The 25,736-nt window shown below is 65.4% G+C and carries 19 protein-coding genes and 1 rRNA gene; 8 read left to right on the forward strand and 12 right to left on the reverse strand.

Annotated elements, in window-relative coordinates; genetic code table 11:
• Positions 1 to 185: 185 nt before the first annotated feature.
• Complete coding sequence (locus AC5RUQ_RS14930; protein WP_493948106.1) at positions 186 to 1,175, reverse strand: LLM class flavin-dependent oxidoreductase; 990 nt, start codon at positions 1,173 to 1,175, stop codon at positions 186 to 188.
• A gap of 141 nt (positions 1,176 to 1,316) precedes the next feature.
• Here AC5RUQ_RS14930 and AC5RUQ_RS14935 point away from each other — a divergent pair, with 141 nt between their 5' ends.
• A complete protein-coding gene (locus AC5RUQ_RS14935; RefSeq protein WP_493948107.1) occupies positions 1,317 to 2,189 on the forward strand; it encodes an aldo/keto reductase in 873 nt (290 codons plus the stop codon).
• Between the two features lie 107 nt (positions 2,190 to 2,296).
• Here the strand turns inward: AC5RUQ_RS14935 and AC5RUQ_RS14940 are convergent, their stop codons facing one another.
• The gene (locus tag AC5RUQ_RS14940) at positions 2,297 to 4,630 is read right to left on the reverse strand and encodes a coiled-coil domain-containing protein (RefSeq protein ID WP_493948108.1); all 2,334 of its coding nucleotides are present in this window, start codon (positions 4,628 to 4,630) and stop codon (positions 2,297 to 2,299) included.
• 325 nt (positions 4,631 to 4,955) lie between these two features.
• Between AC5RUQ_RS14940 and AC5RUQ_RS14945 the strand changes: the two genes are divergently transcribed.
• The 3 genes from AC5RUQ_RS14945 (at position 4,956) to AC5RUQ_RS14955 (ending at position 7,857) form a co-directional block, all read left to right on the forward strand.
• Positions 4,956 to 5,939 (forward strand): ABC transporter substrate-binding protein, encoded by a 984-nt coding sequence (locus AC5RUQ_RS14945; RefSeq protein WP_493948109.1) that lies wholly within the window; start codon positions 4,956 to 4,958, stop codon positions 5,937 to 5,939.
• A gap of 188 nt (positions 5,940 to 6,127) precedes the next feature.
• Positions 6,128 to 7,186: an LLM class flavin-dependent oxidoreductase gene (locus tag AC5RUQ_RS14950; protein ID WP_493948110.1), complete on the forward strand. Its 1,059-nt coding sequence runs from the start codon at positions 6,128 to 6,130 to the stop codon at positions 7,184 to 7,186.
• Positions 7,187 to 7,260: 74 nt separating this feature from the next.
• A complete protein-coding gene (locus AC5RUQ_RS14955; protein ID WP_493948112.1) occupies positions 7,261 to 7,857 on the forward strand; it encodes a TetR/AcrR family transcriptional regulator in 597 nt (198 codons plus the stop codon).
• A 209-nt stretch (positions 7,858 to 8,066) separates the two neighbouring features.
• Here AC5RUQ_RS14955 and AC5RUQ_RS14960 read toward each other — a convergent pair whose 3' ends face one another.
• The 6 genes from AC5RUQ_RS14960 to AC5RUQ_RS14985 all read right to left on the reverse strand — a co-directional run bounded on the left by AC5RUQ_RS14960 (position 8,067) and on the right by AC5RUQ_RS14985 (position 14,530).
• On the reverse strand, positions 8,067 to 9,431 hold the full coding sequence (locus AC5RUQ_RS14960) for an NtaA/DmoA family FMN-dependent monooxygenase (RefSeq protein ID WP_493948113.1): 1,365 nt from the start codon (positions 9,429 to 9,431) through the stop codon (positions 8,067 to 8,069).
• A gap of 10 nt (positions 9,432 to 9,441) precedes the next feature.
• Entirely contained in the window at positions 9,442 to 10,533 is a 1,092-nt protein-coding gene (locus AC5RUQ_RS14965; RefSeq protein WP_493948114.1) for an LLM class flavin-dependent oxidoreductase, read from the reverse strand.
• Positions 10,530 to 11,354: a DUF1684 domain-containing protein gene (locus AC5RUQ_RS14970; protein ID WP_493948115.1), complete on the reverse strand. Its 825-nt coding sequence runs from the start codon at positions 11,352 to 11,354 to the stop codon at positions 10,530 to 10,532. Before AC5RUQ_RS14970 ends, AC5RUQ_RS14965 begins: the two co-directional genes overlap by 4 nt.
• A gap of 241 nt (positions 11,355 to 11,595) precedes the next feature.
• Positions 11,596 to 12,654, reverse strand: coding sequence for a transporter substrate-binding domain-containing protein (locus tag AC5RUQ_RS14975; protein ID WP_493948116.1), 1,059 nt, complete (start codon positions 12,652 to 12,654; stop codon positions 11,596 to 11,598).
• 11 nt (positions 12,655 to 12,665) lie between these two features.
• Positions 12,666 to 13,472: an amino acid ABC transporter ATP-binding protein gene (locus AC5RUQ_RS14980; RefSeq protein ID WP_493948117.1), complete on the reverse strand. Its 807-nt coding sequence runs from the start codon at positions 13,470 to 13,472 to the stop codon at positions 12,666 to 12,668.
• Positions 13,472 to 14,530: an amino acid ABC transporter permease gene (locus tag AC5RUQ_RS14985; RefSeq protein WP_493948119.1), complete on the reverse strand. Its 1,059-nt coding sequence runs from the start codon at positions 14,528 to 14,530 to the stop codon at positions 13,472 to 13,474. The genes AC5RUQ_RS14980 and AC5RUQ_RS14985 overlap by 1 nt, the downstream gene beginning before the upstream one ends.
• Positions 14,531 to 14,793: 263 nt before the next feature.
• Between AC5RUQ_RS14985 and AC5RUQ_RS14990 the strand changes: the two genes are divergently transcribed.
• The 4 genes from AC5RUQ_RS14990 to AC5RUQ_RS15005 all read left to right on the forward strand — a co-directional run bounded on the left by AC5RUQ_RS14990 (position 14,794) and on the right by AC5RUQ_RS15005 (position 20,136).
• The gene (locus tag AC5RUQ_RS14990; RefSeq protein WP_493948120.1) at positions 14,794 to 16,767 is read left to right on the forward strand and encodes an FAD/NAD(P)-binding protein; all 1,974 of its coding nucleotides are present in this window, start codon (positions 14,794 to 14,796) and stop codon (positions 16,765 to 16,767) included.
• 114 nt (positions 16,768 to 16,881) lie between these two features.
• Positions 16,882 to 17,346 carry a GNAT family N-acetyltransferase gene (locus AC5RUQ_RS14995; protein WP_493948150.1) on the forward strand — a complete coding sequence of 155 codons (465 nt, stop codon included), beginning with the start codon at positions 16,882 to 16,884 and terminating at the stop codon, positions 17,344 to 17,346.
• Positions 17,347 to 17,355: 9 nt separating this feature from the next.
• Positions 17,356 to 19,071 carry a helicase HerA-like domain-containing protein gene (locus AC5RUQ_RS15000; protein ID WP_493948121.1) on the forward strand — a complete coding sequence of 572 codons (1,716 nt, stop codon included), beginning with the start codon at positions 17,356 to 17,358 and terminating at the stop codon, positions 19,069 to 19,071.
• 72 nt (positions 19,072 to 19,143) lie between these two features.
• On the forward strand, positions 19,144 to 20,136 hold the full coding sequence (locus AC5RUQ_RS15005) for a hypothetical protein (protein ID WP_493948122.1): 993 nt from the start codon (positions 19,144 to 19,146) through the stop codon (positions 20,134 to 20,136).
• A 112-nt stretch (positions 20,137 to 20,248) separates the two neighbouring features.
• On the opposite strand, the gene AC5RUQ_RS15010 is transcribed toward AC5RUQ_RS15005, so the two are convergent.
• The 4 genes from AC5RUQ_RS15010 to rrf form a co-directional block, all read right to left on the reverse strand.
• Positions 20,249 to 22,288, reverse strand: coding sequence for an NHL domain-containing thioredoxin family protein (locus AC5RUQ_RS15010; protein ID WP_493948123.1), 2,040 nt, complete (start codon positions 22,286 to 22,288; stop codon positions 20,249 to 20,251).
• Positions 22,288 to 24,447: a bifunctional copper resistance protein CopD/cytochrome c oxidase assembly protein gene (locus AC5RUQ_RS15015; protein WP_493948125.1), complete on the reverse strand. Its 2,160-nt coding sequence runs from the start codon at positions 24,445 to 24,447 to the stop codon at positions 22,288 to 22,290. The genes AC5RUQ_RS15010 and AC5RUQ_RS15015 overlap by 1 nt, the downstream gene beginning before the upstream one ends.
• Positions 24,448 to 24,561: 114 nt before the next feature.
• Positions 24,562 to 24,849, reverse strand: coding sequence for an HU family DNA-binding protein (locus AC5RUQ_RS15020; RefSeq protein ID WP_009358243.1), 288 nt, complete (start codon positions 24,847 to 24,849; stop codon positions 24,562 to 24,564).
• Between the two features lie 543 nt (positions 24,850 to 25,392).
• Positions 25,393 to 25,509, reverse strand: a 5S ribosomal RNA gene (gene rrf, locus AC5RUQ_RS15025).
• Positions 25,510 to 25,736: the final 227 nt, after the last annotated feature.

Consider the following 25,736-nt stretch of genomic DNA (forward strand, 5'->3'; position numbering starts at 1 on the left):
CCCGGGAAGGCAGCCGAGGGATGGCCCACGGCTATCGGGTGGTGCCCCTCCCCGGAGTTCCGCAGGGAACTCCGAAGGGGGCATTCCTCATGGTCCGCCCGGGCGGTTTCCCCCAAAAGTCCCCATCATTGCGTATGTGTAAAAGTCCGCATGTGGAGAAGTCCGACGCGGACCACCGCCAGCTGCTACACGCGGGCCAGGCCCGCCACTTCAGCGAGGAGTTCCACGGACCGCAGCCGCGCGTCGGTGCCCGTGCTTTGGTGCGCCACGATGAGTTCGTCGGCGTCGGCGTGCCTGCCGAATTCGTCCAGGTAGTCCATCACTACGTCGGGCGTACCCACCGCAGAGTAGGTCATCATCTGCGAGACGTGCTGGCCCTGCGGTGAGTCGAGGATCATGTCCGCTTCGTCGTCCGTGAACTCGCGGCCGCCGCCGAAGAACAGGGAGACCCTGGCGCGCTTGGTCTCCTGCAGCATGGCCTGCGCCTCAGAGGCAGAGTCGGCGGCAATGACGTTCACGCCCGCGATGACGTGCGGAGCATCCAGCTGTGCCGAGGGCTTGAACTCACGGCGGTAAAGGGCCACCGCATCCTGCAGCGCGTTGGGGGCAAAATGCGAGGCGAACGCGTACGGCAGGCCAAGCTGGGCGGCGAGGCGCGCGCCGAATAGGGACGAGCCCAGGATGTACAGCGGGACGTTGGTGCCCTTGCCCGGCGTTGCTTCCACCCCTTGGATCCGGGTGGGCCCGGTGAGGTAGCCCTGGAGCTCCAGGACGTCCTGCGGGAAGCTGTCGGCGGACATCGGGTCACGGCGCAGCGCGCGCATGGTGTTCTGGTCGCTCCCGGGCGCACGGCCAAGACCCAGGTCGATCCGCCCTGGGTGCAGGGTTTCCAGGGTGCCGAACTGCTCCGCGATGGTCAGCGGCGAGTGGTTGGGCAGCATCACGCCGCCGGCGCCGAGCCGGATGCTTTCGGTGTGTGCGGCAACGTGGGCGATCAGGACGCTGGTGGCGGAGGAGGCGATGGAGGACATGTTGTGGTGCTCGGCGTACCAGACCCGCCTGTAGCCAAGCTTCTCGGCGCTCTGCGCCATGGCAACGCTGCCCGCCAAACTCTCTGCCGCCGTCTGGCCCTTACCGATGGTTGCCAGGTCAAGGATGGAGAGGGGAAGTGCCACGGTGGGAGCCGACCTTTCAAAACGTTTCGCAGGGATGTGCCGGCCGGGTCGCGGCGGGCACTTACTGCATAACGACGGCGGCGGCCGGCTTATTTCTGTGACGTTCGGAATACTCAGCAGGCTGATGAGGTTGCCGCCCCTATGAGCCTAGAGACAACGAAACAGTTGGAACTGTCCGCAACGATTGACCTGAAGGACCTCGGGACCGTGCACCGGCTCGGCTTCGGTGCCATGCGCATCGTGGGCGACGGCGTCTGGGGCGAACCCGCTGACCGCCGCACCGCCATGGACGTGGTGCGCCGCGCCGTTGAACTCGGTGTGGACTTCATCGATACCGCAGACTCTTACGGGCCGAACATCAGCGAGGAAATCCTGGCCGAGGCACTGCACCCGTACAAGGAAGGGCTGAAGATCGCCACGAAAGTGGGCTTCACGCGGACGGGCCCCGGCAAGTGGATTCCCGTTGGCCGCCCGGAATATCTGCGCCAGCAGACCGAGCTGAGCCTGCGAAAGCTTAAGGTGGACACCCTGGACCTGCTGCAGCTGCACCGGATCGATCCGAAGGTGGATGCTGAAGAGCAGTTTGGCGTGCTCCGCGAACTCCAGGACGAGGGCAAAGTCCGGGCGCTGGGCCTCTCGCAGGTGAGCGTGGAGGAACTGGAAGCAGCCGGCAAGCACTTCACCGTTTCCACTGTCCAGAACCGCTACAACCTGACGGACCGGAGCTCCGAGGATGTGCTGCGGTACTCCGAGGAGAACGGGATCGGCTTTATCCCCTGGGCGCCTATCTCGGCGGGCGAGCTTGCGCAGCCGGGCGGGCCGCTGGACGAGGCCGCGAAGCGGCTGGATGCCACCACCTCGCAGGTGGCACTGGCCTGGCTGCTGCGCCGCTCCCCCGTGATGATGCCCATCCCCGGTACTGGCTCCGTGAAGCACCTTGAGGAGAACATGGCCGCTGCGGGCATCACGCTCGACGCCGATACCTACGCGGAGCTCGAAGCCCCAGGCCAGTAACTTCGGAGGGGAGCTGTCCCACCCGCTGATTCTGACAAAGAAGTGGCCCGGTCTCGCTGACCGGGCCACTTCCTCTTGGGACATCCTTGGGTGCCGTCGCCTAGTGGCTAGACCGCGCAGCCCCCGTTCGCGATGGTGGGATCGATCGCCGAAATCTGCTTCTGGACATCCGCAAGCTTCGACTGAAGATCGGCTACCACGTCCCTTTGTAGCTTGATGCCGTCATTGTTCTGCTTCTTCTGCGCCTGAAGATCCGCCAGTTTCTTTTGGGCGGCTACGAGCTGCGGATCGAGGCTCGTCAGCTGCAACTGAAGTGCGGCGAGTTTTGATTCAACCTCGCTGATCTGACCATTCAAGCTGTTGAGCTGGTCCAGCAGCGGCTTCACCCGTGCATGCAGGGCAAGAACAGCAGCTTCTTTGTCGGCGATCTGCTCGTTGAGTGCCGTGATCTTGGATACCAGGCCATCTCCGAGCCGGTTTAGCTCCTCAACATCCGTCGTCGTGTCCGTGACTGCCTGGTTGGCCGCGTCCAAGGTTGCCTGCAGTCCCTCGCGCTCGTCCTGCAGGGTGGAGATCTCCGACGTCTTGGTTTCGGCCGCCCTGTTAGCTGCAGTCAGCGCATCCTGCGCCTGGGTCAACGCCTGCGTCTTGGACTCCAAAACCGCTTTCTGGTCCGCGATGTCCTGCTGGGCCTTCTCGACGTTTTCTGTCAGGTTCGACAAGGTTGCGTTGAGGTCTGCCACCACTTTCTCCTGGGCAGCGACGGCATCGGTTGCCGCAGTCGCAGCCTGTTCCAGTGCCGGGAGTTGGCCCTGCAGGGCGCTCAGCTCGGTCTGCTTGGAGGTAACCGCGGCGTTGGCCTGATTCACTCCAGCTTGGAGCGCGGGCACCTGGGCATTAAGTGCTGCAATGTCCTCTTGCTTGGTTGATACGGCGAGGTTGGCGGCATCGAGCGAAGCTTGGAAGGGCTGAACATTCTTCTGCAACGCGCTGCTTTCCTGCTGCTTTGTGAGCAACTGAGCGTTAAGGGTAGTCACCTGTGTCTGGAGTGCAGCCAGGTTGCCCTGGAGACCTGAAATGATCGTGTTCTTGTCCGCGATCTCGCTGTTCACTGACGTCAACTGGGCCTTGGCCGCGTCGCGCTGTGCTTCCAACTGACGCTTTGCGATGGAGTTGCCGTTGATCGCATCGATCTGCTTGGTCAGGTCAGCGATCTGCTTTATCAGGGCCTCCTTTTTCGCAGTCAGGGTGGCCAGCACGCTCTGGGCGGTCGCCAACTGCGCCTGCTTCGTTGAAATCTCACTGTTCAGCGCCGAAATCTGTCCCTGCAGGGCGATGAGGTCAGCCTTGACCGCAGTGATCTTGGCGGCGTTGTCGCTGACGGCTTTCGCTGCCGTCGCCGCAGTGGCCTGGAGGGCTTCCAAAGCTGTCTGGGCTGTCGTAATCGCGTCATTCTTGGCGTTGAGGGCTGCCTTGGCCGCTGAGGCCGCCGACTGCAGGGCCGTGAGCTGAGCCTGGGCAGCGGTAATCTGGTCCTTCTTCGTCGTGACGGCGGCGTCGGCGGCGGCGGCATCGCGCTGCATCCCGGCCAGCGTCTCCTTCGCGGCGTCGACCTCGGCCTGCTGGGCCTGCAACTCTGCTGCGGCGGCAGTTCCAGTCGCCTCAAGCGCTTGCAGCTGGGCGTCGGCATCATTGACTGCCTGCTGGGCGGCGGCCACGTCGTCGGCCGCCTGCGCTGCCGCGATATTCAGCGCGGTAAGGTCGGCCGTGGCTTGCTGAATTACAACGACCTTGGCCGCAACAGCGGAGGCGGCATCGGACGCTGCCTCCTGCAGCTCGTCAAGCTGCGTCCTGGCGGCGTCAAGGGACTTAGTGTTCGCGGCCTGCTCTGCCTTAAGGTCAGCGAGCGTAATTTTGAGGTTCGCAGATTCGGACTCTGCTGTTGCCAGTTCGTCCTGCAGTGGCGCCAGCTCGCTTGCCACCTTTGCCTGCTGGCCCTGCAGGTCGGCGAGGTCAGCCGTGGCAGCCTTCACGGCAGCCGTTGTGTTCTCCTGCTCAGAGGTCAGCTTGTCCACCTCGGCCTGCGCCGCGGATTCCTGACCGACGAGCTGCTTCTCCTGGTCTGAAAGGTTGGCCAATTCCTTCTCTGCTGCCGCAACCTGAGTCGTGAGCGAGTCTGCAGAGGATTGGAGCTTCGCCCTGTCCGCCTGCAGCACAGCGATCGCGTCCGCATTCTTCTTGGCCGCGTTCTTCAGCAGGTTCTCCTGCACGGCACCCCGGTGCGCCAACTGGTTCACCACGCCATTGCACATACCTGTTACGGACGTTGTCGCTGCAACCGCCGGCTGGACCAGCACAAGGCTGGTGGTGAGCAGTCCTGGCAGCACAACAGCTGCGGCGAGACGGCGGGAAAGGGCAGACTTTGACGCTGCAGTGCGCATGTGAACTCCTGTTGAGACCAATAAGCGGCCCACCCGGGCCGCTGCCTGGACCAACCGTACGGGCGGGCGGAGGACGGGCACACGCGTAATGCCCCACCTGTCTTTGGCCTTTAAGTACTCGTCTTCTGATGCCGCCCCCGACTGGCACCACTTGGTTTCGGTTCAGCACTCGCTCCGAATGTGACCGCCGCGGTCCTCCCGTGACCTGCCGTTACTCCCCGTATCTCCGGGTTTCAGCGCCTTTGATTCCCCTGCTCGGGCTGCCGGATAGTTGCTGCAACGAGCACACTCCGATGCATCCGCTACCCACCTCCAAGGAGGACAAATGACCATTTTCAAGGCGAAACCTGCTGCTGCCGCCGCCCTCACCATCACCGCGCTGCTGGGGCTGGCAGCGTGCTCCGACCCGGGCGCGACGGCGGCGACAGCACCGACGTCAGTATCCTCCACCACGGCGGCAGGCAAGACCTTCAATCTGTCCCCTGAGCAGGACCGTTTCAAGGTTTCCGTCGACTCCGAAGCCGCCGCACTTGTTCCCGATGCCATCAAAGCCGACGGCAAGCTCACGGTTGTCAGCACTGGCGGCACGGCGCCGCTCAGCACCTTTGCCACGGACAACAAGACCCTGATCGGCAGCGAGGTGGACATCGCTTATGCGGTGGGGGAGACGCTCGGACTGGAGGTCGAGGTCCTTCCCGTGGCTTGGGCCGACTGGCCCCTGGGCATTGAGTCCGCGAAGTACGAAGCCGTGCTGTCCAACGTGACTGTCACCGAAGCCCGCAAGGAAAAGTTCGACTTCTCCACCTACCGGAACGACCTCCTGGGCTTCTACGCTAAAAGCGATTCGGACATCGCCGAGATCAAGGAGGCCAAGGATGTTGCGGGCAAGCGCATCATCGTTGGCTCCGGCACCAACCAGGAAGCCATCCTGGTGCGCTGGGACGAGGAGAACAAGAAGAACGGCCTGAAGCCGGTCGAGTTCCAGTATTACGACGACGACTCCGCCTCCACGCTGGCCCTGCAGTCCGGCCGCGCGGACCTGACGTTCGGCCCCAATGCCGGGTCTGCCTACAAGGCCGCGCTGGACGGGAAGAGCAAGCAGGTTGGCACCCTCAACGGCGGGTGGCCGCTGACCGCGCAAATCGCCTTCACCACCAAGAAGGACAACGGCCTGGCGGTAGCAGCACAGGCCGCACTCAATGAGCTGATTGAAAACGGCACGTACGCCAAGATCCTGGACCGCTGGGGCCTCTCATCAGAGGCCATCCAGAAGTCCGAACTGAACCCGGCAGGCCTGCCCAAAAAGTAGGGAAGCCTGCCGACGAATGGATCCCCGCCTCGCTTTAGCAAGGCGGGGATCCTTCACGTTTTGGCGCGTCGCGAGGAGCCACCAGCCGGGCTGGCCGCCGGGCTGGCCCCGACCCTCATCGCCCGAAGACCAGTCACGTCAGGCCGCATATTCTGAGAAGGAGCCGCCCCCGATGCTGAAGGAGCCCCATGCCCCACCCCACACATCCCTTGCGCAAGCTTGGATTCCTCACTATTGGCCTGTTCGATCCGGCAGATCCCGCCTCGGGCCACGAATCTACTTTGCAGATCATCGAACGTGGCGAGCGGCTTGGATTCGACAGCGCCTGGCTGCGCCACCGCCATCTGCAGTTCGGAATCTCCTCCCCCATTGCGGTGATGGCCGCCGCCAGCCAGCGCACCTCCCGGATTGAGCTTGGAACCGCTGTGACACCGCTGGGCTGGGAAAACCCATTACGCCTGGCCGAAGACCTGGCCACCGTGGATCTGCTTGCCGGGGGACGCATCAATCCTGGGCTGAGCGTGGGCGAACCGATGCACTACGACACGGTGAAGCACGAGCTGTACCCGGGCACCTCAGAGCTTGAGGACTTCAGCTACGACCGCGTGGACCGGCTTGCACGCCTTATCGCAGGGGAAAGGGTGCGGGACTTTTCGGGCAGGCAGGGTGTGGTCGAGGAATTCTCCGACCGCGTCGAGCCGCACTCGCCGGGCCTGCGGACTCGCCTTTGGTATGGGGCAGGCAGCAGGAAGTCGGCCGTCTGGGCCGGGGCGAACGGTTTCAATCTGCTCTCCAGCAGTGTGATCTTCCCCGAAGCGGATCAGGAACCGGACTTTGCCCGCGTTCAGCAATCGCAGATTCGTGCCTTCCGTGAGGCCGCCGCAACGTCAGCCCAAGTACATGGACCGGCCCGGGTGTCGCAGGGCCTGGTGGTCATCCCCACCGATTCGGCGTCACCACTACAGCGGGAGAAGTACCAGCGGTACGTCGATGAACGCACTCCCCGCACACGGGCGCCGCAGGGGCCAAAAGGCATGATGTTCGCCCCGGACCTCATCGGCACCAGCGATGAAATTGCCGAGCAGCTGTACGCACACGCAGGATTCCAGGAAGTGGATGAGGTGGCCTTCGCACTCCCCTTTAGCTTTGACCACGAGGACTACCTCCAGATCCTCACCGACATCGCCGGCAAATTGGGCCCCGCCCTGGGATGGGCCCCGGCGGGGGTTGGGCAAGACTCACCGTAACCGCCAAGACCTAATCCACCCTTCCACCCGCCCTGAAAGTGCACGCCGGGCAGGTTTGGCCATAGTCTGGCCAGATGGGGACGAATACCGTGAACTCCGGCGAACAGGTCGACAGGCAGTCGCGCATCCTCGAGGCGGCACTCGATCTGCTGTCCCGCCACGGTATCTCAGGGGTGAGTATGCGCGCTGTTGCCCGCGAAGCCGGCGTTGCGCTGGGGCTGGTGAACTATTACTACGACGACAAGGCCAGCCTGATCCGGGCGGCCCTGCACCGGGTAGACGAGCACGACCTTGCACTCGTGGCACCAGACCCCTCGTCGGCCCCAGACGAACAGTTGCGCAAGGCCCTGCGGCGGGTTGCGGGCGCCGAACTGCTGACCACACGGTACCTGTCCCTGCGCCTGCACCTTTGGGCCCTCGCGCAAGCCGATGAGGACTATGCGGAGATCAATGCCGCAGCTTTTGACCGTTACCTCGACGGGCTCGCTTCACTGGTCTCCAACGCCGTCCCCGGGCTCCCGTGGGAGCACTGCAGGGAACGGGCAGCCGACATTGTCGTCGTACAAAACGGCATGTGGCTCACGGCGCTTCTTGGCATAGACAAGGCAGCCATCCAGAGAAGTATTGCCCGCACCGAGCAGATCGCGTTCGCCCCGCCGCGGGACCAATAGCCGCAGCCAGGGCGCAGGGCTTCCGCAGCACATCCGTCGTCGGGCCCCGCACCGCAGGCTACGCCCGGTGGAAAGCCACGGTGCGGAGGTCAAAGTACCTTAGAGCTGCAGCTCCCATACTGTCAGCTGCAGCCTGACGCTGCCTAGGGAAGGGTCGACGACGGCAGTCTCCGTGCCGTCGTCGGCCCTTTCCCCATAGCCTGCCGCGCTCATGATGCGCGGACCGCCTCATCAGCACGCACCGGCGTCGGCAGCCCAAGGTTTTCGCGCAGGGTGCTGCCCGGGTAGTCCGTGGGGTAGACGCCTCGTTCCTGCAGCTCCGGCACCAGGTGGTTCACAATGTCGTCCAGGCCACTGGGGATCAGCCACGGGGAGATGTTAAAGCCATCCACCGCGCCAACCCGCGCGTACTCAGCCAGCTGGCTGGCGACTCCCGAGTAGGAACCCGTGAAGGTGGCGTCCACCCGTGCTGTCCGGGAGGTGACGAACTGGCGGATCGAGAGGCCCTTGTCCTTGGCCTCCGCCCGCCACTGGTCCGCCAGCTGCCTGGCTTTGGCTCCGTGGAAGCCGCTGCCGCGGGTCTCGGAGGTTTCCTCCACCACGGGATCAATCTCCGGAAGGGGCCCGTCGGGATCATATTCGGAGAGCTCACGGCCCCAGAACTGCTCCAGGTACGCCACCGCCTGCTGCGGACCGATCTGCAGGCCGCGGACCCATTCCTTCTTCTCCACCGCTTCTTCGGCGGTGGGCGCGAGGATGAACTCGCTGGCCGGCATGATCTGCACGGCGTTCGCGCCACGTCCCGCTTTCAGGGACCGTTCCACGAGGTCCTTGCGGAACTCGACTGCGTCGTCGAACTTGGGATGGGCCGAGAAGATGACGTCCGCCTGGCGGGCGGCAAAGTCCCGGCCTTCCGGAGAGTCACCCGCCTGGAACAGCACGGGCCGGTACTGTGCACTTCGAGGCAACCGCGGCGTCACGTCCACTGTGTAGTGCTGCCCTTCATGGAGTACCCGGCGCGCCGGTCCTTCCGCGGTCTCCCAGGAATCCCAGATGCGCTTGGCGGTCTGCACGAAGGCTTCCGCATGCTTGTAGCGGTCGGCGTGGTCCAGGTATCCCCCGCGCCGGAAGTTGGCACCGGTCCAGGCGTTGTCCGTGGTCACAATGTTCCACGCGGCCCGGCCACCGGAGATCAGGTCGAGGGACGAGAGCCGGTGGGCCAGGTCCGCGGGGTCGTTGTACGTGGTGTTCTGGGTGGCCACCAGCCCGATGTTCTTGGTGACGGAGGCAAGGGCGGCGAGCATGGTCTGCGCATCCGGCCTGCCCACCACGTCCAGGGCGTGCGGCCTGCCGAGGTGTTCCCGCAGGCGAAGGCCTTCGCCCAGGAAGAACGCGGCGAACAGCCCGCGCTCGGCCGTCTGGGCAATCCTGCGGAAAGACTCGAAGTCGGTCTGTGAGCCCGACTCGGCCGCCTTCCAGATGGTGCCGGAATTGACGCCTTGGAAAAAGACGCCGAACTGCAGCTTGCCTGTAGGCGTAAAAACTTCGGCTGGAGCACCGCTGTGCTGTGTCATGGTCTTCCCCTTAGTTTCCGGCAGCAGTGGCCGGGGATGGATCTGGGTAGCGGCTGGCCGGGCGCGGGAGCCCGAGCAGGTCGCGGAAGGTGCCGTCCTGGACCGGCGCCCGCAGCGCGCCGCGGCGCCTCAGTTCGGGCAGGACCAGCCGTGAAAGTTCGTCCAGTTCCACGGCGAGCGACGCCGGGTGGAGGCGGACGCCGTCGGCCTCCGCCAGCAGCAGCTCAAGGAGGTCCGCCAGGCCGGCAGCAGTGCCGATGTAGCGTGCGTGGCCGGTTTCGGAACCGGCCGCCCGCTCAGCCGCAGCCTGCCCGCGGGCGTCAAGCACGACGTCGAGCTCGGCGATGACCGACACGGACGCACCCAGGCGGCTCCGGACATCCCTGATTTCGGCGGCGAGCAATTCGGGCGTCGGTGCGGTGACGAGCACGGCATCCACGTCGTTCGCCGGAACCTGCCCCTCGCCCACCAACGCTGAAGCGGCAAGCACCGGCAGCTGCCCCTGCAGCGGCCTGGGAATGATGGACGGTCCCTTGACTGAATAACCGCTGCCAGCGAATTCGGCGGGGGTTTCAAAATCGACGTAGTACAGCTTGTCCACATCGATATAGCGGCCCGTTCCGACGTCACGGATCACGGCGTCGTCCTCCCAGGAGTCCCACAGCCGGCGGGAAACCTCAATCGAAGCGGCGGCTTCCTGGGCCAGCGCGGTGCCGGCGACGTTGTTGCGCCCGACGGCGGCCGCCGCCCCAGGTGATTCCGCTGCGGTTGCGATCCATCCGGCACGGCCGCCGGAAACGTAGTCCAGGCTCGCGAGCTGGGTGGAGACGTGGAACGGCTCGGTGTAGACGGTGTCCACTTCGGGAACGAGTGCGATGGTCCGGGTTATTGGTCCGGCGTAGGCGGCGCGCTGCAGGGCGTTGGTCCGGCCCGAAGCCGGTGCGTCAATGAACGTGGCCGCGTGGAACCCTGCGGATTCAGCGGCCAGGACGGCTTCGGCGGGTGTTGCGAAGTCCCCGCCGTCCCATCCGGCGCCGTCGAGCTCGATCGCCAGGAAACCGGCCCGCCCCGCTTCTGAGGTGTTCTTTTCCGGGGTGCTCACTGCTGGTCCTGACGTTCGTAGGGGATCTTCTCGCCGGCTTCGATGGGCACCGGCAACCTGTTTTCTGCGGGCGGCAGCGGGCAGGTGGCGAGGTCGGTATAGGCGCACGGCAGGTTCACGGCCCGGTTGAAGTCGAGCTCCACTGAGCCGTCCGCGGCCGGCACCACCGACAGGGAGCGGTTGGCTGCGTAGGTGGTTTGGCCGGAGGTCTGATCCGTGAACAGCACCAGCAGGGATCCCGGCGCGTGCCCATTGAATGCTGTCAGCGCCAGTTCCTGGCCGGCAAGCTTGAAGCGGATCTCGCCCGGCGCCTCGTACACATGCTGGATGCCCTCGACGGCGGCACCCACCGTGGTGGGGCGGGGAACCTCGAACGGCACATAGGTTCCCCGGACTGCGTACGCCGCATCCGGTGAGTAGGCCGGTGTGCCCTGGTAGTCGCGCAGCAGCCCGTTTTCCGGATTCCGCGGCCTCACGATGTACTCGCCGCCCCGCTTGGCAAGCTCAATGACGGTTTGCCCGGAGCTGAGGTTCAGGCCGCCGCGTTCAGCGATGGGACCGATGACCGTTTCCCCTGGCGGGAGGGCCTGCTGCTCCAGTTCCAGTATCTCGCCGGGCTCCAGGACCACGGTGACGACGTCGTTGGCGGCGCTCCAGGTTCCGGGCACTCCGTCCAGGGCGGCGGGCTCGGGGCCCAGCCAGTGCAGGTGGGTGACGGCCAGGAAGCCGTGGGGGTGTGCCCGGTGGCGTTCATGGGCCGAGTGCCATTCCTGCCAGTCTGCTTCGAAGGATTCGAATGCGGTGTCAGTGTGCGTAGACATAGCTGCTCCTGATGGTCTTGGTCTGGGGAAATTCGGGGCGGCTGCCGTAAGGATCTTCGGACTCCCACAGGGTGGTGGGCGCGGCAGCTCGGACTGCAGGAATGACTTCCAGGGCGAAACGCTCCAGGATGTCCAGCTGCTGTTGCGGTCTCCACCACCTGATTGAGCCGGTCCGCAGTGGAGACGATCCCGCCGGTCAGCGGGTTTTTCAGGTGTGGGATGATGTCCAGGACCTGGAACTTCACGGGGTTTTCGCCGTCTGGGTGGGAGCGCCCTGGGCGGCCGCAAAGCTTTCTTCGGTGATGGTCCTGGACTCCGGCAGTGCCTCCTCGGACAGGCCCCAGCGCTCCAGCACCTTGGCGTACGAGCCGTCTTTAATGGCGGAGTTCAAGGCCTCGGTGATCACCGGCGCCAGGCCATTGCCCCGCAAGGTGGTGGCAGCCACAAGGGTTTCGGACGGCCACCCGGCGTTGACCTTGCCCACCACCTTCAGGTCGTCTCGGGTGTTTTCCCGGTACACCGTGGACGGATAGGGCGCGATGTTGAGGTCGGTGCGTCCCGAGGACAGCGCCAGGATGGTGTCTGCATCCGAGGAGTAGTACTGCAGGGTGGCGGGTGCCTTGCCCTTCCCTTCAAGCTCTTTATTCCACGCCAGCAGGATCTTTTCCTGGTTGGTCCCGGAGCCCACGGACACTTTCAACCCGGAGATGTCGTCGGAGCCCTTGACGTCATAGGTGGCGGACTTTTTGGCCTCAAAGCCCATAAAAGCCGCCCGGTAGCTGGCGAAGTCGAAGAGCTTCACCCTGTCCTTGTTGACGCCCACATTCGAAAAAACGGCCTCGAAGTCACCGGACTGGGTTTTCAGCGGCCAATTCTCCCAGGACGTCACCTGGACATCCAGCTCCAGGCCCAGCTTGTCGGCCACCAGCTGCGCGATGTCCAGCTCGGACCCGATCGGCGTCTTGTCATCCGTGGCGTGGAAGGACAGCGGAATGGATCCCGCGGTGGTGGCGATGGTCAGCTTGCCGTCCTTGCCGATCAGTTCGGGAACCTTAGCGGCGAGCGCCGCGTCCTTTTCCGCCCGGATCCGCTGCTGGTCCGGGGCGGTGTTGTAGACGACGCCGTTGCGTGCCGCCGTCGTCTGGGCTCCATCACTGGCGGAACCGGCGGCTGTTGCACCGGGATCGGCGCAGCCAACCAGGGCAACAGTTCCCAGGAGTACGACGGCGGGCAGCGCCGCGAGAGTGCGCCTGTTGCGGAAGCGGGGGGCGCGGATGCCGGCAGGTGAAGAGAATGCCATGGGGAAGTCCTTTAGATGTTGAAAGCCGGTTCGAGCACCTTGGAGAGAAAGCTTCGGGTGCGCGGTTCCTGCGGGTTGGTGAAAATGTGTTCCGGGCTGCCCTGTTCCACGATCTGCCCCTCGTCCATGAACACCACGGTGTCCGCCACGTCGCGGGCGAAGCCCATCTCGTGCGTGACGATGATCAGGGTGGTGCCGGATGTGGCGAGTTCGCGGATGACGTCGAGCACTTCGTTGACCAGTTCGGGGTCCAGGGCCGAGGTGGGCTCGTCGAACAGCAGGATCTTGGGGTCGAGGGCCAGGGCGCGGGCAATGGCCACCCGCTGCTGCTGGCCCCCGGAGAGTTGGCGGGGGTAGGCGCCGGCACGGTCCTTCAGGCCCACCCGGTCCAGCAGCTCCAGGCCGCGGCGCCGCGCGTCCTCCTTGGAGCGGCCCAGTGCCACGACGGGAGCTTCGGCCACGTTTTCGAGAGCAGTGAGGTGCGGGAACAGGTTGAAGTTCTGGAACACCATACCGATCCCGGTGCGCTGCTTCAGGATTTCCTTCTCCCGCAGCTCAAGCAGCCGCTCACCGCGGACTTCGTAGCCCACCAGCTTGCCGTCAATCGAGATGAAGCCGCCGTCCACCTTTTCCAGGTGGTTGATGGTGCGGAGCAGGGTGGACTTGCCCGAACCGGAGGGGCCAACGATGACGGCCACGCCGCCTGGCTCCACCGTGAGGCTGACACCTTTGAGGACCTCGATGGCACCGAAGGACTTACGGACTTTGGTGATTTCCACGAGGCCGCGGGTAGCGGCGGCAGGTGCAGCGGCGGTCATTAGAGGCTCCTTGCCCGGTTGGTGGCCACTGCGTGGGTGGCGAAGAATTTGCGGGCCTTCTGCAGGGGCGTCAGCGGCAGGTTCCGCACCGCACCCTTGGAGTAGTGCCGTTCGATGTAGTACTGGAAGACGCTGAGGACCGAGGTGATCACCACGTACCAAAGGGTTGCCACGAGGAGCAGCGGAAGGACCTGCTGGGTGCGGTTGTAAATGACCTGGACTGTGTAGAACAGTTCGGAGTAAGCCAGGACGTACACAATGGAGGTGCCCTTCACCAGTCCGATGATCTCGTTGAAGGCGTTGGGCAGGATGGCGCGCATGGCCTGTGGCAGGACGATGCGGGTGGACCTCCGCCAGGCCGGGATGCCCAGGGCAGCAGCGGCTTCAAGCTGTCCCTGGTCCACTGAGAGGATGCCGCCGCGGATGATCTCGGCCGAGTACGCGGCCTGGTTCAGGGTCAGGCCCAGCACAGCTGCCGCGAACTGGCTGATCAGGGTGGTGGTCTGCACCTCGAAGAACCGGACGTCGGTAAAGGGGATGCCCAGGCTGATCTTTTCGTACAGGTAGCCCAGGTTGTACCAGAGCAACATCTGGACCAGCAGCGGCGTGGACCGGAAGATCCAGGAGAACGTCCAGGACACCGAGACCAGCAGCGGCGAGGCGGACAGCCGCATCAGTGCCAGGATGAAGCCCAGCACAAAGCCGAGGACTCCCGAGATCGCGGTCAGCTTCAGTGTCTCCAGCAATCCGTTAATGACGGACTGGGCGGTGAACCACTGCGCCACCACGCCCCACTCCCAGCGGGGGTTGGTGGCCAGAGACCACGCCACCGCGAGGACTCCGAGGGCCACGACGGCGGTTCCCACCCACCGCCAAGGGTGTTTGGCGGCTACCACACGGTAGGCGGAGTAGTCAGTGGCTACCCGGGCGGTCCCGCCTTCGGGTGGGAGCCCGCCTGCACCATGAGCAGCCGTTCCAGGAGCTGCGGCCGGCGCCGGGCCTTCAGCTGACTGGGCTGACTTTGTTGACTGCGCCACCGTCGTTGCTGCTGAACTCATGCGCCACCTCGTTCCTCTGGTTGGGCCGGAGCTGGTTGCCCCGGGTGCTGGCTGCAAATCTAGGACCGGCCCGAAGGGGGCAGCAAGGCAGCAGGTTGCATAACTTCACCGGAGTTCGCACAGCGTCATGAGTCGGTTTTTTGCGTCTCTTGACGTGTTGTGACGCGGAGTTAACGGCCGTGACCAGGCGCTCGACCGCCGTCGGAAACGCTGCCTAGCATGGGCACTCCAGCCGCCCCCAACCGCCGCTACCAGGAGCATCCATGCCAGCGAACATCCCGGCCGTCGTCTTCCTGGGCGGCGGGCCCCGCACGGCCGGCGTCCTTGAGCGGATCGCCGCGAACCGCCCGGAACTCTTCAGCGGGCCGCTGGAGATCCACGTGGTCGAGCCGCACGTCCCGGGTTCCGGCCGCATCTGGCGCTACGACCAGGACCCCGGCCTCCTGCTCAACTCCACCGCTGCGGACATCACCATGTTCACCGACGCCTCGGTTGCCTGCGAGGGTCCTGCCGGCAAGGGCCCGAGCCTGGCCCAATGGGCTGCAGGCGTGGTGGACGGCTCCATCACCGACGTGCCGGACTTTCCCCGGCCTTTGTGGGAGCAGCTCCGCTCACTGACAGGCGCCACGTTTCCCACCCGGCAGCTGCAGAGCCAGTACCTGGAGTGGTTCTTCCGCCGGGCAGCCAGGTCCTTCGGCCGTCAGGTGACGGTTCACCGGACCACCGCCGTGGCTGTCAGCCAGGCCCGTGACGCGGTCTCCCCTGCCAATGCCGCCAGCAACGAGGGCAAGTACCTCGTTACCCTGGCAAACGGGAGGACTTTGCGGGCCGACGTCGTGGTTACCGCCCTGGGCCACACTGATTCCCGTCCTGATGCCGCTTCTGCCGCCTGGGCCGATTTTGCCGAACGGCACGGCGGGTTCCATGCGGCACCCAGCTACACCACCGGCGTCGACTATTCGCCCCTCGCTCCAGGACAGGACGTAATCGTTTCCGGCATGGGCCTGGCCTTCGTTGACCTCCTGGTCCTCCTGATGGAGGGACGCGGCGGCCGCTTTGTGGAGAATCCCGACGGCGGCCTGCGGTACCTTCCGTCCGGGCGGGAACCCAGGCTGTGGGCCGGGTCGCGCCGGGGCGTGCCGTACCACTCCAAGATCTCAGCAACGCTCCTGGGCGAGGCGCCCGGGCCGCTGCGTTTCCTGACCGCCGCAACCGTGGATGCCCTGCTGGACCAACACGATGAACTGGATTTCCGCAGGGACCTGTGGCCGCTGATCGCGAAGGAAGCCGGCTACTACTACTACCGGGAGCTGCTGACCGGCAGCCCCGCCCGGGCGGCCATGGGCTGGGAGGAGTTCGCTGCCCGCTACTCCGCCCTGGACTGGTACAGCCCTGCCCGGGAGGAGCTCGTGGCCGCTGCCGTACCGGACCCCGCCCTGCACTTGGACCTGGAACGGCTGGACCGCCCCTTCGCCGGCCGTCGCTTTGCTGGCAACGCGGAGGTGCAGGATGCGGTGGTTGAGTACATCCAGCAGGACCTTGTGCTCCGGGACAGCCCCGACCACCCCGAAACCCTCGCCCTTTTCCTGGCCCTGCTCCACGTCTACATGGAAGTAGGACGCGTCGTCCCGCCGGAGCGCCTCAACGCCCGGTCCCAGCAGGCGGTCCACGGCTGGTGGCACGGGTTCTTCAGCTTCGTGGACTCCGGGCCGCCGCCGCACCGGCTCCGCCAGATGCTGGCACTGCACCGTGCCGGCCTGCTGCACTTCCTCGGGCCCGGCCTTGAGGTGGACGCGGACGAATCCACCGGTTTGTTCCACGGCAGTTCAGCGCAGTCAGGGACGTCTGTGGCGGCAAAAGCCCTGATCGAAGCCCGCCTGCCCTCCCCCACCGTGGCGCGGTCGCTTAACCCGCTGCTGCAGTCCCTCCACCGGACCGGCCTCGGCGCGGAACAGCAACTGCTCACCGCGGACGGGATCCACTCCACGGGCAAACTGCTGATCTCGGCCCGGCACGAGCTGGTAAGCGCCGAGGGGAAGCCGCAGCCGCGGATCTTTGGCATCGGCCCCGGCACGTCCGGCTGGGGCGCCGGAGCCTTTGCCCGTCCCGGCACCAACGCCGCACCCTTCCGTGAAAATGATGCCCTGGCCCGGACCATCCTGGCCGCTGCCCGTGGCATCGCCTCCCGCACTTCCACCACAATGTCTCCAGAACAAGCCGCCGTCGGAAAGAACTGAACCGTGACAGCAGAACCGGACCTCGCCCGCCAACCCCTGGACGGTGCGCACCAGCCCCTCGTCGTTGCGCGCCGGCCGCTTGACCCGGCCGCGCTGACGGTCCTCAACCTCCCCATGCACGATCCCCGGGTCCGGCCGCTGCTGGACGAGCTCGCCGTCGAATACGACACCCGGTACGGCGATCTCTTCGGGCGGACGGCGGCAGCCGACGAGCTGAACCGCTACCCCGCCGAGGAATTTGAGGCACCCGGCGGAGCGCTCCTGGTGATCCAGGAAAACGGCGAATCCATCGCCGGCGGAGCCTTCCGCCGCTACGATGCCACAACGGCGGAACTGAAGCGGATCTGGACCCACTCCGGCCACCGCCGTCGCGGTTTGGCCAAGGTGGTAATGGCCGAGCTGGAAACCCTCGCTGCCAGCCGCGGCTATACGCGGATTTATCTCACCACCGGTCCCCGCCAGCCCGAAGCCAAGCACCTTTATCTCAGCACCGGCTACCAGCCGCAGTTTGACCTGGACGCGGACCCGGAGACGTTGAAGTTCCTTGCGTTCACGAAGGAGCTGGGCACCCGCCGCTAAGCTAACGGCATGGCCAACAAAACCACAGCAGAGAAGCTTGCCACCATCCAGAAGGGGTACACGCTGGAAGGGGCCGCCATCGAACTCGGCGCCGCCATCGTTGACGGCGAACTCCACAAGGAGGCGCAGGTCCGCCTGCCGCTGGCCATGATGAACCGGCATGGCCTGGTGGCAGGCGCCACCGGCACCGGCAAAACCGTCACGCTGCACATGATGGCCGAACAGCTCTCCACTGCGGGTGTCCCCGTCTTCCTGGCAGACATCAAGGGCGACCTCTCGGGCCTCGCCACGGCCGCCACGGGCAGCGAGAAACTTGCTGCGCGCACCGAGAGCATCGGCCAGGCCTGGCAGGGCAAGACTTTCCCCGTAGAGTTCCTCGCGCTGGGCGGTGACGGCAACGGTGTCCCTGTGAGGGCCACCGTGACGTCCTTCGGCCCCATCCTGCTCTCGCGCATCATGGAGCTGAACGATACGCAGGAATCCAGCCTGCAGCTCGTGTTTTATTTTGCGGACAAGAACGGCCTGGAGTTGATCGACCTGAAGGACCTTAGGGCGGTCATTCAGTTCCTGACGTCGCCGGAGGGCAAGGACCAGCTGGAGGAGTTGGGCGGGTTGTCCAAAGCCACCGCGGGCGTGATCCTTCGGGAACTGGTGAACCTGGAGGCCCAGGGATTGGAGAAGTTCTTCGGCGAACCGGAATTCGATACCGCCGAACTGCTGCGCACCGCCCCGGACGGCCGCGGTGTGGTCACCTGCCTGGAACTGCCCACCCTGCAGACCAAGCCCATGCTGTTCTCGACCTTCCTGATGTGGCTGCTGGCCGACCTCTTTGAGGACCTGCCCGAAGCCGGCGACCTGGACAAACCGAAACTCGTGTTCTTCCTCGACGAGGCACACCTCCTCTTCAACGATGCGTCCAAGGCGTTCCTGGAGGCCATCACCACCACCGTCCGGCTCATCCGTTCCAAGGGTGTTGGCATCTTCTTCGTCACGCAGACGCCCAAGGACGTGCCGGCTGAAGTCCTCGGCCAGCTGGCCAACCGGGTGCAGCATGCGCTCCGCGCGTTCACTCCGGAGGACGCCAAGGCGCTCAAGGCGACGGTCTCCACCTTCCCGATGAGCGACTACGACCTCGAAGAGACCCTGACGTCAGCGGGCATCGGCGAAGCCGTGATCACGGTCATGAACGAGAAGGGTGCGCCCACTCCCGTGGCCCATACCCGGCTGCGCGCCCCTGAATCCGTGATGGGCCCCAGTGATGAAGCCCTGGTGAGAAGTACGGTGGCCGGGTCGTCTTTGCTGGGCAAGTACGGGACCGCCGTAGACAACCCCTCGGCCTACGAGAAGCTCACCGGTAGGGCGGCGGCTCCCACCGGCCCGGCTGCGCCCGGCGAACCTCCCGTTCCCGGCACCGGCAGCCACGGTGCCGGTGGTGCCGGCGGCGCCGCCGACGTCGATGCCGAGGCGCGGCGGATAGAAGAGGAGATCCTCGGGCGGCCCAGCAGCCGGCCCGCACCCACCAGGAGCAGCGGCCGCCGCGCCCCTGCTGATGTCCCGCGGACTACCCGGCAGGAGTCCGGCGGCGGCGCGATGGGCGACCTCGGCGGTGTCCTCGGCGGTGCACTTGGCGGCGGGCTGAAAAGCATGGCCCGGTCCATTGGAACCCAGCTCGGACGTGAGCTGCTGCGGGGCGTGTTTGGCACGTCGTCCCGGCGCCGCCGCTGACCGCAGTCGCCGAAGTGAGCTGACTCAACTGCCGCCGTCGGGCGCATGGCAGGTAACGTATGGAACGTGCAGATGAGTCAAGCGTTGGTGAGGATCGCGGCCGGATGGCTGCTGGGCCTCATGCTTGCTGTTGCCGGCGCCATTGTTGCCGTGAACCTCGTGAACGATACTGTGGCCAGTCCGCAGCAGCCGGTGCGCGAGTACCTGGGCGCTTTGCAGAGCGGCGACGGCGGCAAGGCGCTGGGGCTTTTGCGGGCAACGGTACCGCCCAGCAACGCTGCCATGCTCGACGGCACGGCCCTGCAGACCGCCGCATCCCGCTTGTCCAATATAAACATCGGAGACGCCGAGGAGCGGCCCGGCAGCCAGGTGATGGTGCCCCTGGAATACACCATCGACGGCAGCCGCCTCCGCACCGAGTTCCTGCTGCAGAAGACCGGAACCGAGTGGATCTTCTTCAACACGTGGGCATTTGTCCCGTCCCGGCTGCCCACCGTCGATGTCACCGTGGTCAACGCCAGCGAGGCCACCGTCAACGGCGTGGACGTCAACATGCCGAACGGCCGGAGCTCCTTCGCCGTGTTCTACCCGGGCGAATATGAAGCCACGGTGAACGGGGAGTACTTCTCCGCGCCTGCCACCCGTGCCACCGTGACCGCCCGCGACGTTCCGGTGGCACCGCTCAACCTGCTGACCCAGGCCACGGACGAACTGAAGACGGACGTGGCGGCAAAGGTCAAGGAATTCCTGGACGGCTGTGCGGCCCAGGCAGTCAAGGAGCAGAAGCTCCAGCCGGACTGCCCCTTCTACTACGCCAGCAACAACCGGGTCCAGGACGGCACCATCAAATGGTCCGTCACCGAGTATCCCAACGTGGCCATCGAGCCGTTCGACGGCCGCTGGGTGGTGGCGCCACTGGACGGCAAGGCGAAGGTGGAGGCGCTCCAGCAGAACCTGTTCACCGGCGCCTGGTACCCGCTGGACGAAGAGGTGGACTTCAGCTTCACCACCCGCCTGGACGTCTCCGGGGACACCATCAAAGTCACGCCGATGCTGAGCTTCTAGGGTCGGTTCCTGGCCGGTCCGGCTACGGGCCCAACGCGAAAAGGGCTGCCGCCCGTGACTCTTACGTCACGGGCGGCAGCCCTTTGTGCGGTCAAAACACGACGGCGGCTGGTCAGTCCATGCCGCGCAGGTCCAGGACCAGCTCGGTGTCCCCGTCGCCCTGCAGTACCACCGGAATGCCCCAGTCCTGCTGGTAGAGGTGACAGGCCGCGTGGTCCGGGATTTCCCCGTCCTCGGTCTCAGGACCGTCACAGGCCGCCGCGCGGGCGGTGATATGCAGGACGCCCTCGGGCACGTCTGCGGACAACTCAAGGGTCCGCAGCAGTCCCACTGACGTTCCGCCGCCGGACACCAGCAGCTCAGGCGGAGTGGAGGAGATCTTCAGCTGGGTGGGATCGCCCCAGCGGTCATCCAGCTTCTGCCCGGTGGGGGCAGTAAAGCGCACGGTCAGCTCGAGCGGGCCAGGTGCCACCGGGCTCTTCGGCCGGTGCGTCTGCGAGGCACCCTCGTCCACCTGCTGGGCTTCCTTGGGAATGGGCACGTACACCAGCTGGTGCTGATTGGCCTCCACCACAACCAGCAGCGGCTCGGAGCCGGCAGACTGCGTGTGGTCCACAATCACGTCCGAGGGCTCCAGGAGCCCGCGTGCCAGCGTCGAGACGGTCCCGGCGGTGGGGTCGTAGCGGCGGACAGCACCGTTGTAGGTATCGGCGATTGCCACAGAACCGTCCGGCAGCACCGTCACACCCAGCGGGTGCTGGAGCCGGGCGTCCGCCGCGGCGCCATCGCGGAAACCGAAGTCGAACAGCCCCTTGCCGACCGCCGATTCAACGGTGATGGCGCCGTCATCGTCAATCACGAGCTTGCGGAGCGCGGACGTCTCGGAGTCAGCCACCCAGATGTTGCCGGCCGCGTCTTCGGCGAGGCCGGAGGGCTGGGCGAACCAGGCCTCGTGGGCCGGACCGTCCAGCAGGCCTTCAAGTCCGTTACCGGCGGCAATGGCCACGGCCCCGGTCAGCGGGTCGAAGCTGAAGATCTGGTGCGTACCGGCCATGGCGATCACCACGGCGTTGAGCTTGCTGGACCAGACGAGGTCCCACGGCGAGCTCAGGGAGACCTCAAGCGGGTGCTCGCTCAAGCGGCCGGTGAATCCGGCTGCATCCTCGTCAACGCGGGCCGGGCCGGTCTCCAGCAGGCGCTGGATGCCGTTGCCCACGAGGGTGGTCGCCTTCCCGTGCTGCAGTGAGAGCCCGCGGAGCCGGTGGTTCACGGAATCCGCAATCACGACGTCGTAACCCACCTTGGCTGCCACGTCCTCCGGGAGCAGGACCAGGCCCTGGGGCTCGTTGAACTGGGCGACGGCCGCCTCACCGGCTGCGGGGCCGTCAGCGTAACCCTTGGTGCCGGAGCCGTAGGTGCCCAGGACAGTCTGGAAGTCGGTTCCCAGTTCCACCAGTCGGTGGTGTCCTGTGTCGGTCACAAGCCAGGAGCCTTGGCTTGCTGCGCCGTTGGACGCTGCCTCGTTGGCGGCGGCACCCGCCGCTGCGTCGGCGTCGGACGTTGCATCTGAGGCGGCGGAGCCGCGCCCGGCGGGCAGGAAGAGTGCCTTACCGGGGAAACGCAGCGTTCCCGAGGTGGGCTCAGGAGCCACGTACGGGCCTGAGCCCCGGTGCAGCGTCCCCTTGGCTTCGTGTTCGGCGATGAGCTCGGGGATCAGCACCGCGAGTCCGTCCGCGTGGCCTTCACCGGAAAGGTGCGCCACGATGTAGCCCTCAGGGTCGATGACCACAAGGGTAGGCCAGGCGCGGGCGGTGTAAGCCTTCCAGGTGTCCAGCTCCGGGTCGTCCAGGACCGGGTGGTGGATCTCGTAGCGCTCCACGGCGGCCGCCAGGGCCACTGGGTCTGCCTCGTGCTCGAACTTGGGCGAATGGACGCCCACAGTGACCAGGACGTCGGAGTACTGCTCCTCCAGCGGCCGCAGTTCGTCCAGGACGTGAAGGCAGTTGATGCAGCAGAAGGTCCAGAAGTCCAGCAGCACAATCTTGCCGCGAAGGGCTTCGAGGTCCAGCGACTTCCCTCCGGTGTTCAACCAGTTACGGCCCACCAGTTCGGAGGCTCGGACCCGGAGGTGGGTGCGTACGGTTTCGCTCATCAGCGTCCTTCCAGCTTGTTTCGTTCGGCCAGCCTGGCGTCGCGTTCAGCCAATTTGGCAAACATATCGTTGTAAGCGGTGAGATCGGCGTCGTTATTCCTGTCCGCCGCCCGGTCCACGCGTTTGGTCTCCCGCTGGTCTGACCTTGACCACATGATGGCCACGCCGATGGCCACCAGGAGCGTGGGCACTTCGCCGATGCCCCAGGCCACCGCACCGCCGGTCTGCTGGTCCAGCAGGGCCGACTGTCCCCAGACCCGGCCAAGGTTGCCGAAGTAGTCGGCGGCCAGCAGGTTGGTTCCGCCCATGATGGCGACTCCGAAGAAGGCGTGGAAGCCCATGGTGGCCAGCAGCAGGAGCAGGCGCATGGGGTACGGCGCCCGGCGGGGCAGCGGGTCGGATCCGATCATGCTCAGGATGAAGATGTATCCCGTGAGCAGGAAGTGCACGATCATCAGTTCATGCCCCACGTGCTCGCGCATGGCGAATCCGAACAGGTCCGAGTAGTAGAAAAGGACGATGGAACCGGCGAAGTTGGCAGCGGCGAAAAGCGGATGCGTTACTACCTGGGAGAACCTGGAGTGCACAAACACCAGCAGCCACTCCCTGGGACCGCGGGAACCATCTCCGCGAGGAGGCAAGGCGCGCAGGGCAAGGGTCACCGGTGCGCCGAGGACCAGGAAAATGGGGGCCACCATGGTCAGCGCCATATGGTCCACCATGTGCGCGGAGAACAGAATGCGGCCATAGACCGACGGCGGGCCGGAGGTGATGTACGTGAGCACCAGCAGGCCGATCACCCAGTTCACGGATCGGAACCACTGCCATTTGTCGCCCCGGCGGTAGATCTTTGCTACACCCAGAAAGTAGGAGACGAACCCGAACAGCGCCACGGCGATCCAGAGCCAGTCCAGCCGCCACTCGGTGAGCCAGCGCGCGGGCGTTAGCTCCGGTGGGAGTTCGTAGCCGGTAAGGATAAAAGCCGGTGTTGCGTCGGGGGCAAACGTGGTGGGCTGGGGCGGTGCCGAGCGGCCGAGTGCCACGGCCACACCGGAGGTCGCACCCATCAGCAGGAATTCAGCCAGGACCAGCTGCCAGAGGACCCTTCGCGAGGACATGGTGGCGCCCTTGCGGTTCAGCTGCGGGATCACCCACTGCCGGTGCATCAGGCCGATCCCGCCCAGGACCAGCGTTGCAGCGGACTTGGCCAGGATCAGCTGGCCGTAGGAGGATCCGAAGAGGTCGCCCCAGTTGGTGATGCGGATGCTGGCGTTGATAATGCCGGAGGCGAAGACGAGCACGAAGGCGAAGCCAGCCAGCGAGGAGAACCGGCGAAGTATCGATTCGGTGATGTCCGCAGTGGCGCCGGCTTTGCCCCCTGCCAGGATCCCGGACAGCAGCGCCAGCATGATGATGCCACCCACCCAGGTACTGACGCCCACCAGGTGCAGCCCCAGGGAGTTGATGGCGCCTTCGTGGTCCGAGGAGCTCGAGGAGTGCCCGATCAGGGCCGTCGGGACCAAACCGATGAGTGCCAGGATCAGGGTTAGCGCCAAACCGCCAAGCGACCTGACGCCGAACAGGGCGGTGGTCACCACAGCGGCAATGATGGTGACGGCGAGCCAGGCCCGGCCCGTTTCGATGTCCGTCATGAAGTAGACCAGGGCTTGCGTGAACTGGGCGTCGCCCGACACCGCTTGCCCGGCTACGTCCGAATAGGTGAGCACCAGGACGGCGATTGCGGACAGGGTCCAGACGGCCCCCGCAACTGCTGCAACCGCCATCGCACGGGTGAACGCCGGATGTTCGGGGGCCTCATCATCGCGGTCAGCGTCCCGGTCCCTACTGCGTAGCCCAAGGGTTTTGGGCAGGATGCCGACGGCGAAGATCAGGCCGCCGATGACCGTGGCCACCGAGACGTTGTGAATGGCTTTGCTGATGGGCAAACCCCAGCGGACCAGGGCGCCGGGATCCGAGACCTCACGGGCAACGGCCGCGCCGGAAAAAACGAGAGCGGCTACCAGGCCGAGGAAGAGTGCCGCCAGTCCTGCCAGCTGCCATGGCGCCGTGAGGCCCAAGGCGTTGCCGGCCTGCCCAGGGACTCCCTTGCCGGGAGTTGGCTGGGTTGCTGTGGATTGGGGTTTTGCGGCAGAAGGCACCTATCCATTGTCCGATACCCTTGCCCGGGCCGCGAATCGGCTTAAAGCGAAAGGGGCGGCAACCAGGTGGTTGCCGCCCCTTTAGCCACACCGGCCTGATGCCGGGGAAAGGCTTTACTTCTTGTTGGAGACCGCAGCCTTCAGCTTGGAGCCGGCGGTCAGCTTGACGCTGTGGCCGGCGGCGATCTGGATGGTCTCGCCGGTCTGGGGGTTGCGGCCGGTGCGTGCTGCACGGTCGGTGCGCTCGACGGCGAGCCAACCCGGGATGGTGATCTTCTCGCCCGCGGCGACAGAAGTCTCGAAAACCTCGAACAGTGCGTCGAGGACGGAGTTGACGGCTGCCTGGCTGGTGCCGGCCTTGCCCGCTACCTCTGCAACAAGTTCACTACGGTTCTTAGCCATTTATGTCCTCCTGGACGGTCATGATTCTGGAGCCTGAACGCGGCGTGCGCACAAGCCACTGTTCGAAAACTTACCAGCTTGGGCCCTCCCGTTCCGCAAATTCCGCGTGTTTCCGCGACTTTTTGAGGTTAATCACCAGATTCTTGGGGGTTTTCGGCCCTCATTGAGCCCATAGCGGACGCCCCATCACCTCCTGCGAGTTTCCTGGCAACGCCCCATCAGCTGCTGTGGATTTTCTTGGGGCGCGCCATCACCTCCCGCAGCCTTCGGTCGAACGCCCCATCAGCTGCTGTGGGTTTGGCGAATGGGCGGGTGTGTGGCGGGGTGTTCGACGGCGGTGCGTGCTGCCGGAGGTGATGCCGGGTTGCGGCGTTTGGTGCGGGAGGTGGTGGCGGGTTGCGGCGTTTGGTGCGGGAGGTGATGGCGGATCGCCACCACCAGGGGCGGGATCTGGTGGGCCGGCTGCCGTGGCGCCTTGGTGTTTTGTTTGTTAAATGCGGCAGGGCCCTGACGTCGTTTGTCAGGGCCCTGCTCGTAATGGTTGTCCGGCGGTGACCTACTCTCCCACACCCTCCCGGGTGCAGTACCATCGGCGCTGTGGGTCTTAGCTTCCGGGTTCGGAATGGGACCGGGCGTTTCCCCCACGCTATGACCGCCGTAACCCTTGCTCCGCACCCCTGTGATGCTTGGGGGGTGGGAAATCTTGTGGTTACAACAATTTGGGCTCCCCTTGCGGGTGCTGTGGTGTTGTTATGTAGTTGTGTGGTGTTCCCTGGGCAACGAACCGGTTTGGTTTGTTGTTTGGGAACCACATAGTGGACGCAAGCAGTCTTGTTATCTTTTTACCGCCCCCGGGGTGCAAACGCTTTTGAAGTTCGTTTGCGGGG

Source organism: Arthrobacter sp. MDT2-3 (assembly GCF_059090465.1).

Excerpts from the sequence above, each read along its gene's own strand:
- AC5RUQ_RS14950 (WP_493948110.1), top strand. The coding sequence starts at position 6,128 with ATGCCCCACCCCACACATCCCTTGCGCAAGCTTGGATTCCTCACTATT.
- AC5RUQ_RS14935 (WP_493948107.1), top strand. The coding sequence starts at position 1,317 with ATGAGCCTAGAGACAACGAAACAGTTGGAACTGTCCGCAACGATTGAC.
- AC5RUQ_RS14960 (WP_493948113.1), bottom strand. The coding sequence starts at position 9,431 with ATGACACAGCACAGCGGTGCTCCAGCCGAAGTTTTTACGCCTACAGGC.
- AC5RUQ_RS15020 (WP_009358243.1), bottom strand. The coding sequence starts at position 24,849 with ATGGCTAAGAACCGTAGTGAACTTGTTGCAGAGGTAGCGGGCAAGGCC.
- AC5RUQ_RS15000 (WP_493948121.1), top strand. The coding sequence starts at position 17,356 with ATGGCCAACAAAACCACAGCAGAGAAGCTTGCCACCATCCAGAAGGGG.
- AC5RUQ_RS14955 (WP_493948112.1), top strand. The coding sequence starts at position 7,261 with ATGGGGACGAATACCGTGAACTCCGGCGAACAGGTCGACAGGCAGTCG.
- AC5RUQ_RS14980 (WP_493948117.1), bottom strand. The coding sequence starts at position 13,472 with ATGACCGCCGCTGCACCTGCCGCCGCTACCCGCGGCCTCGTGGAAATC.
- AC5RUQ_RS14975 (WP_493948116.1), bottom strand. The coding sequence starts at position 12,654 with ATGGCATTCTCTTCACCTGCCGGCATCCGCGCCCCCCGCTTCCGCAAC.
- AC5RUQ_RS14945 (WP_493948109.1), top strand. The coding sequence starts at position 4,956 with ATGACCATTTTCAAGGCGAAACCTGCTGCTGCCGCCGCCCTCACCATC.
- AC5RUQ_RS14990 (WP_493948120.1), top strand. The coding sequence starts at position 14,794 with ATGCCAGCGAACATCCCGGCCGTCGTCTTCCTGGGCGGCGGGCCCCGC.
- AC5RUQ_RS14995 (WP_493948150.1), top strand. The coding sequence starts at position 16,882 with ATGCACGATCCCCGGGTCCGGCCGCTGCTGGACGAGCTCGCCGTCGAA.
- AC5RUQ_RS15005 (WP_493948122.1), top strand. The coding sequence starts at position 19,144 with ATGAGTCAAGCGTTGGTGAGGATCGCGGCCGGATGGCTGCTGGGCCTC.
- AC5RUQ_RS14985 (WP_493948119.1), bottom strand. The coding sequence starts at position 14,530 with ATGAGTTCAGCAGCAACGACGGTGGCGCAGTCAACAAAGTCAGCCCAG.
- AC5RUQ_RS15010 (WP_493948123.1), bottom strand. The coding sequence starts at position 22,288 with ATGAGCGAAACCGTACGCACCCACCTCCGGGTCCGAGCCTCCGAACTG.
- AC5RUQ_RS14940 (WP_493948108.1), bottom strand. The coding sequence starts at position 4,630 with ATGCGCACTGCAGCGTCAAAGTCTGCCCTTTCCCGCCGTCTCGCCGCA.
- AC5RUQ_RS14970 (WP_493948115.1), bottom strand. The coding sequence starts at position 11,354 with ATGTCTACGCACACTGACACCGCATTCGAATCCTTCGAAGCAGACTGG.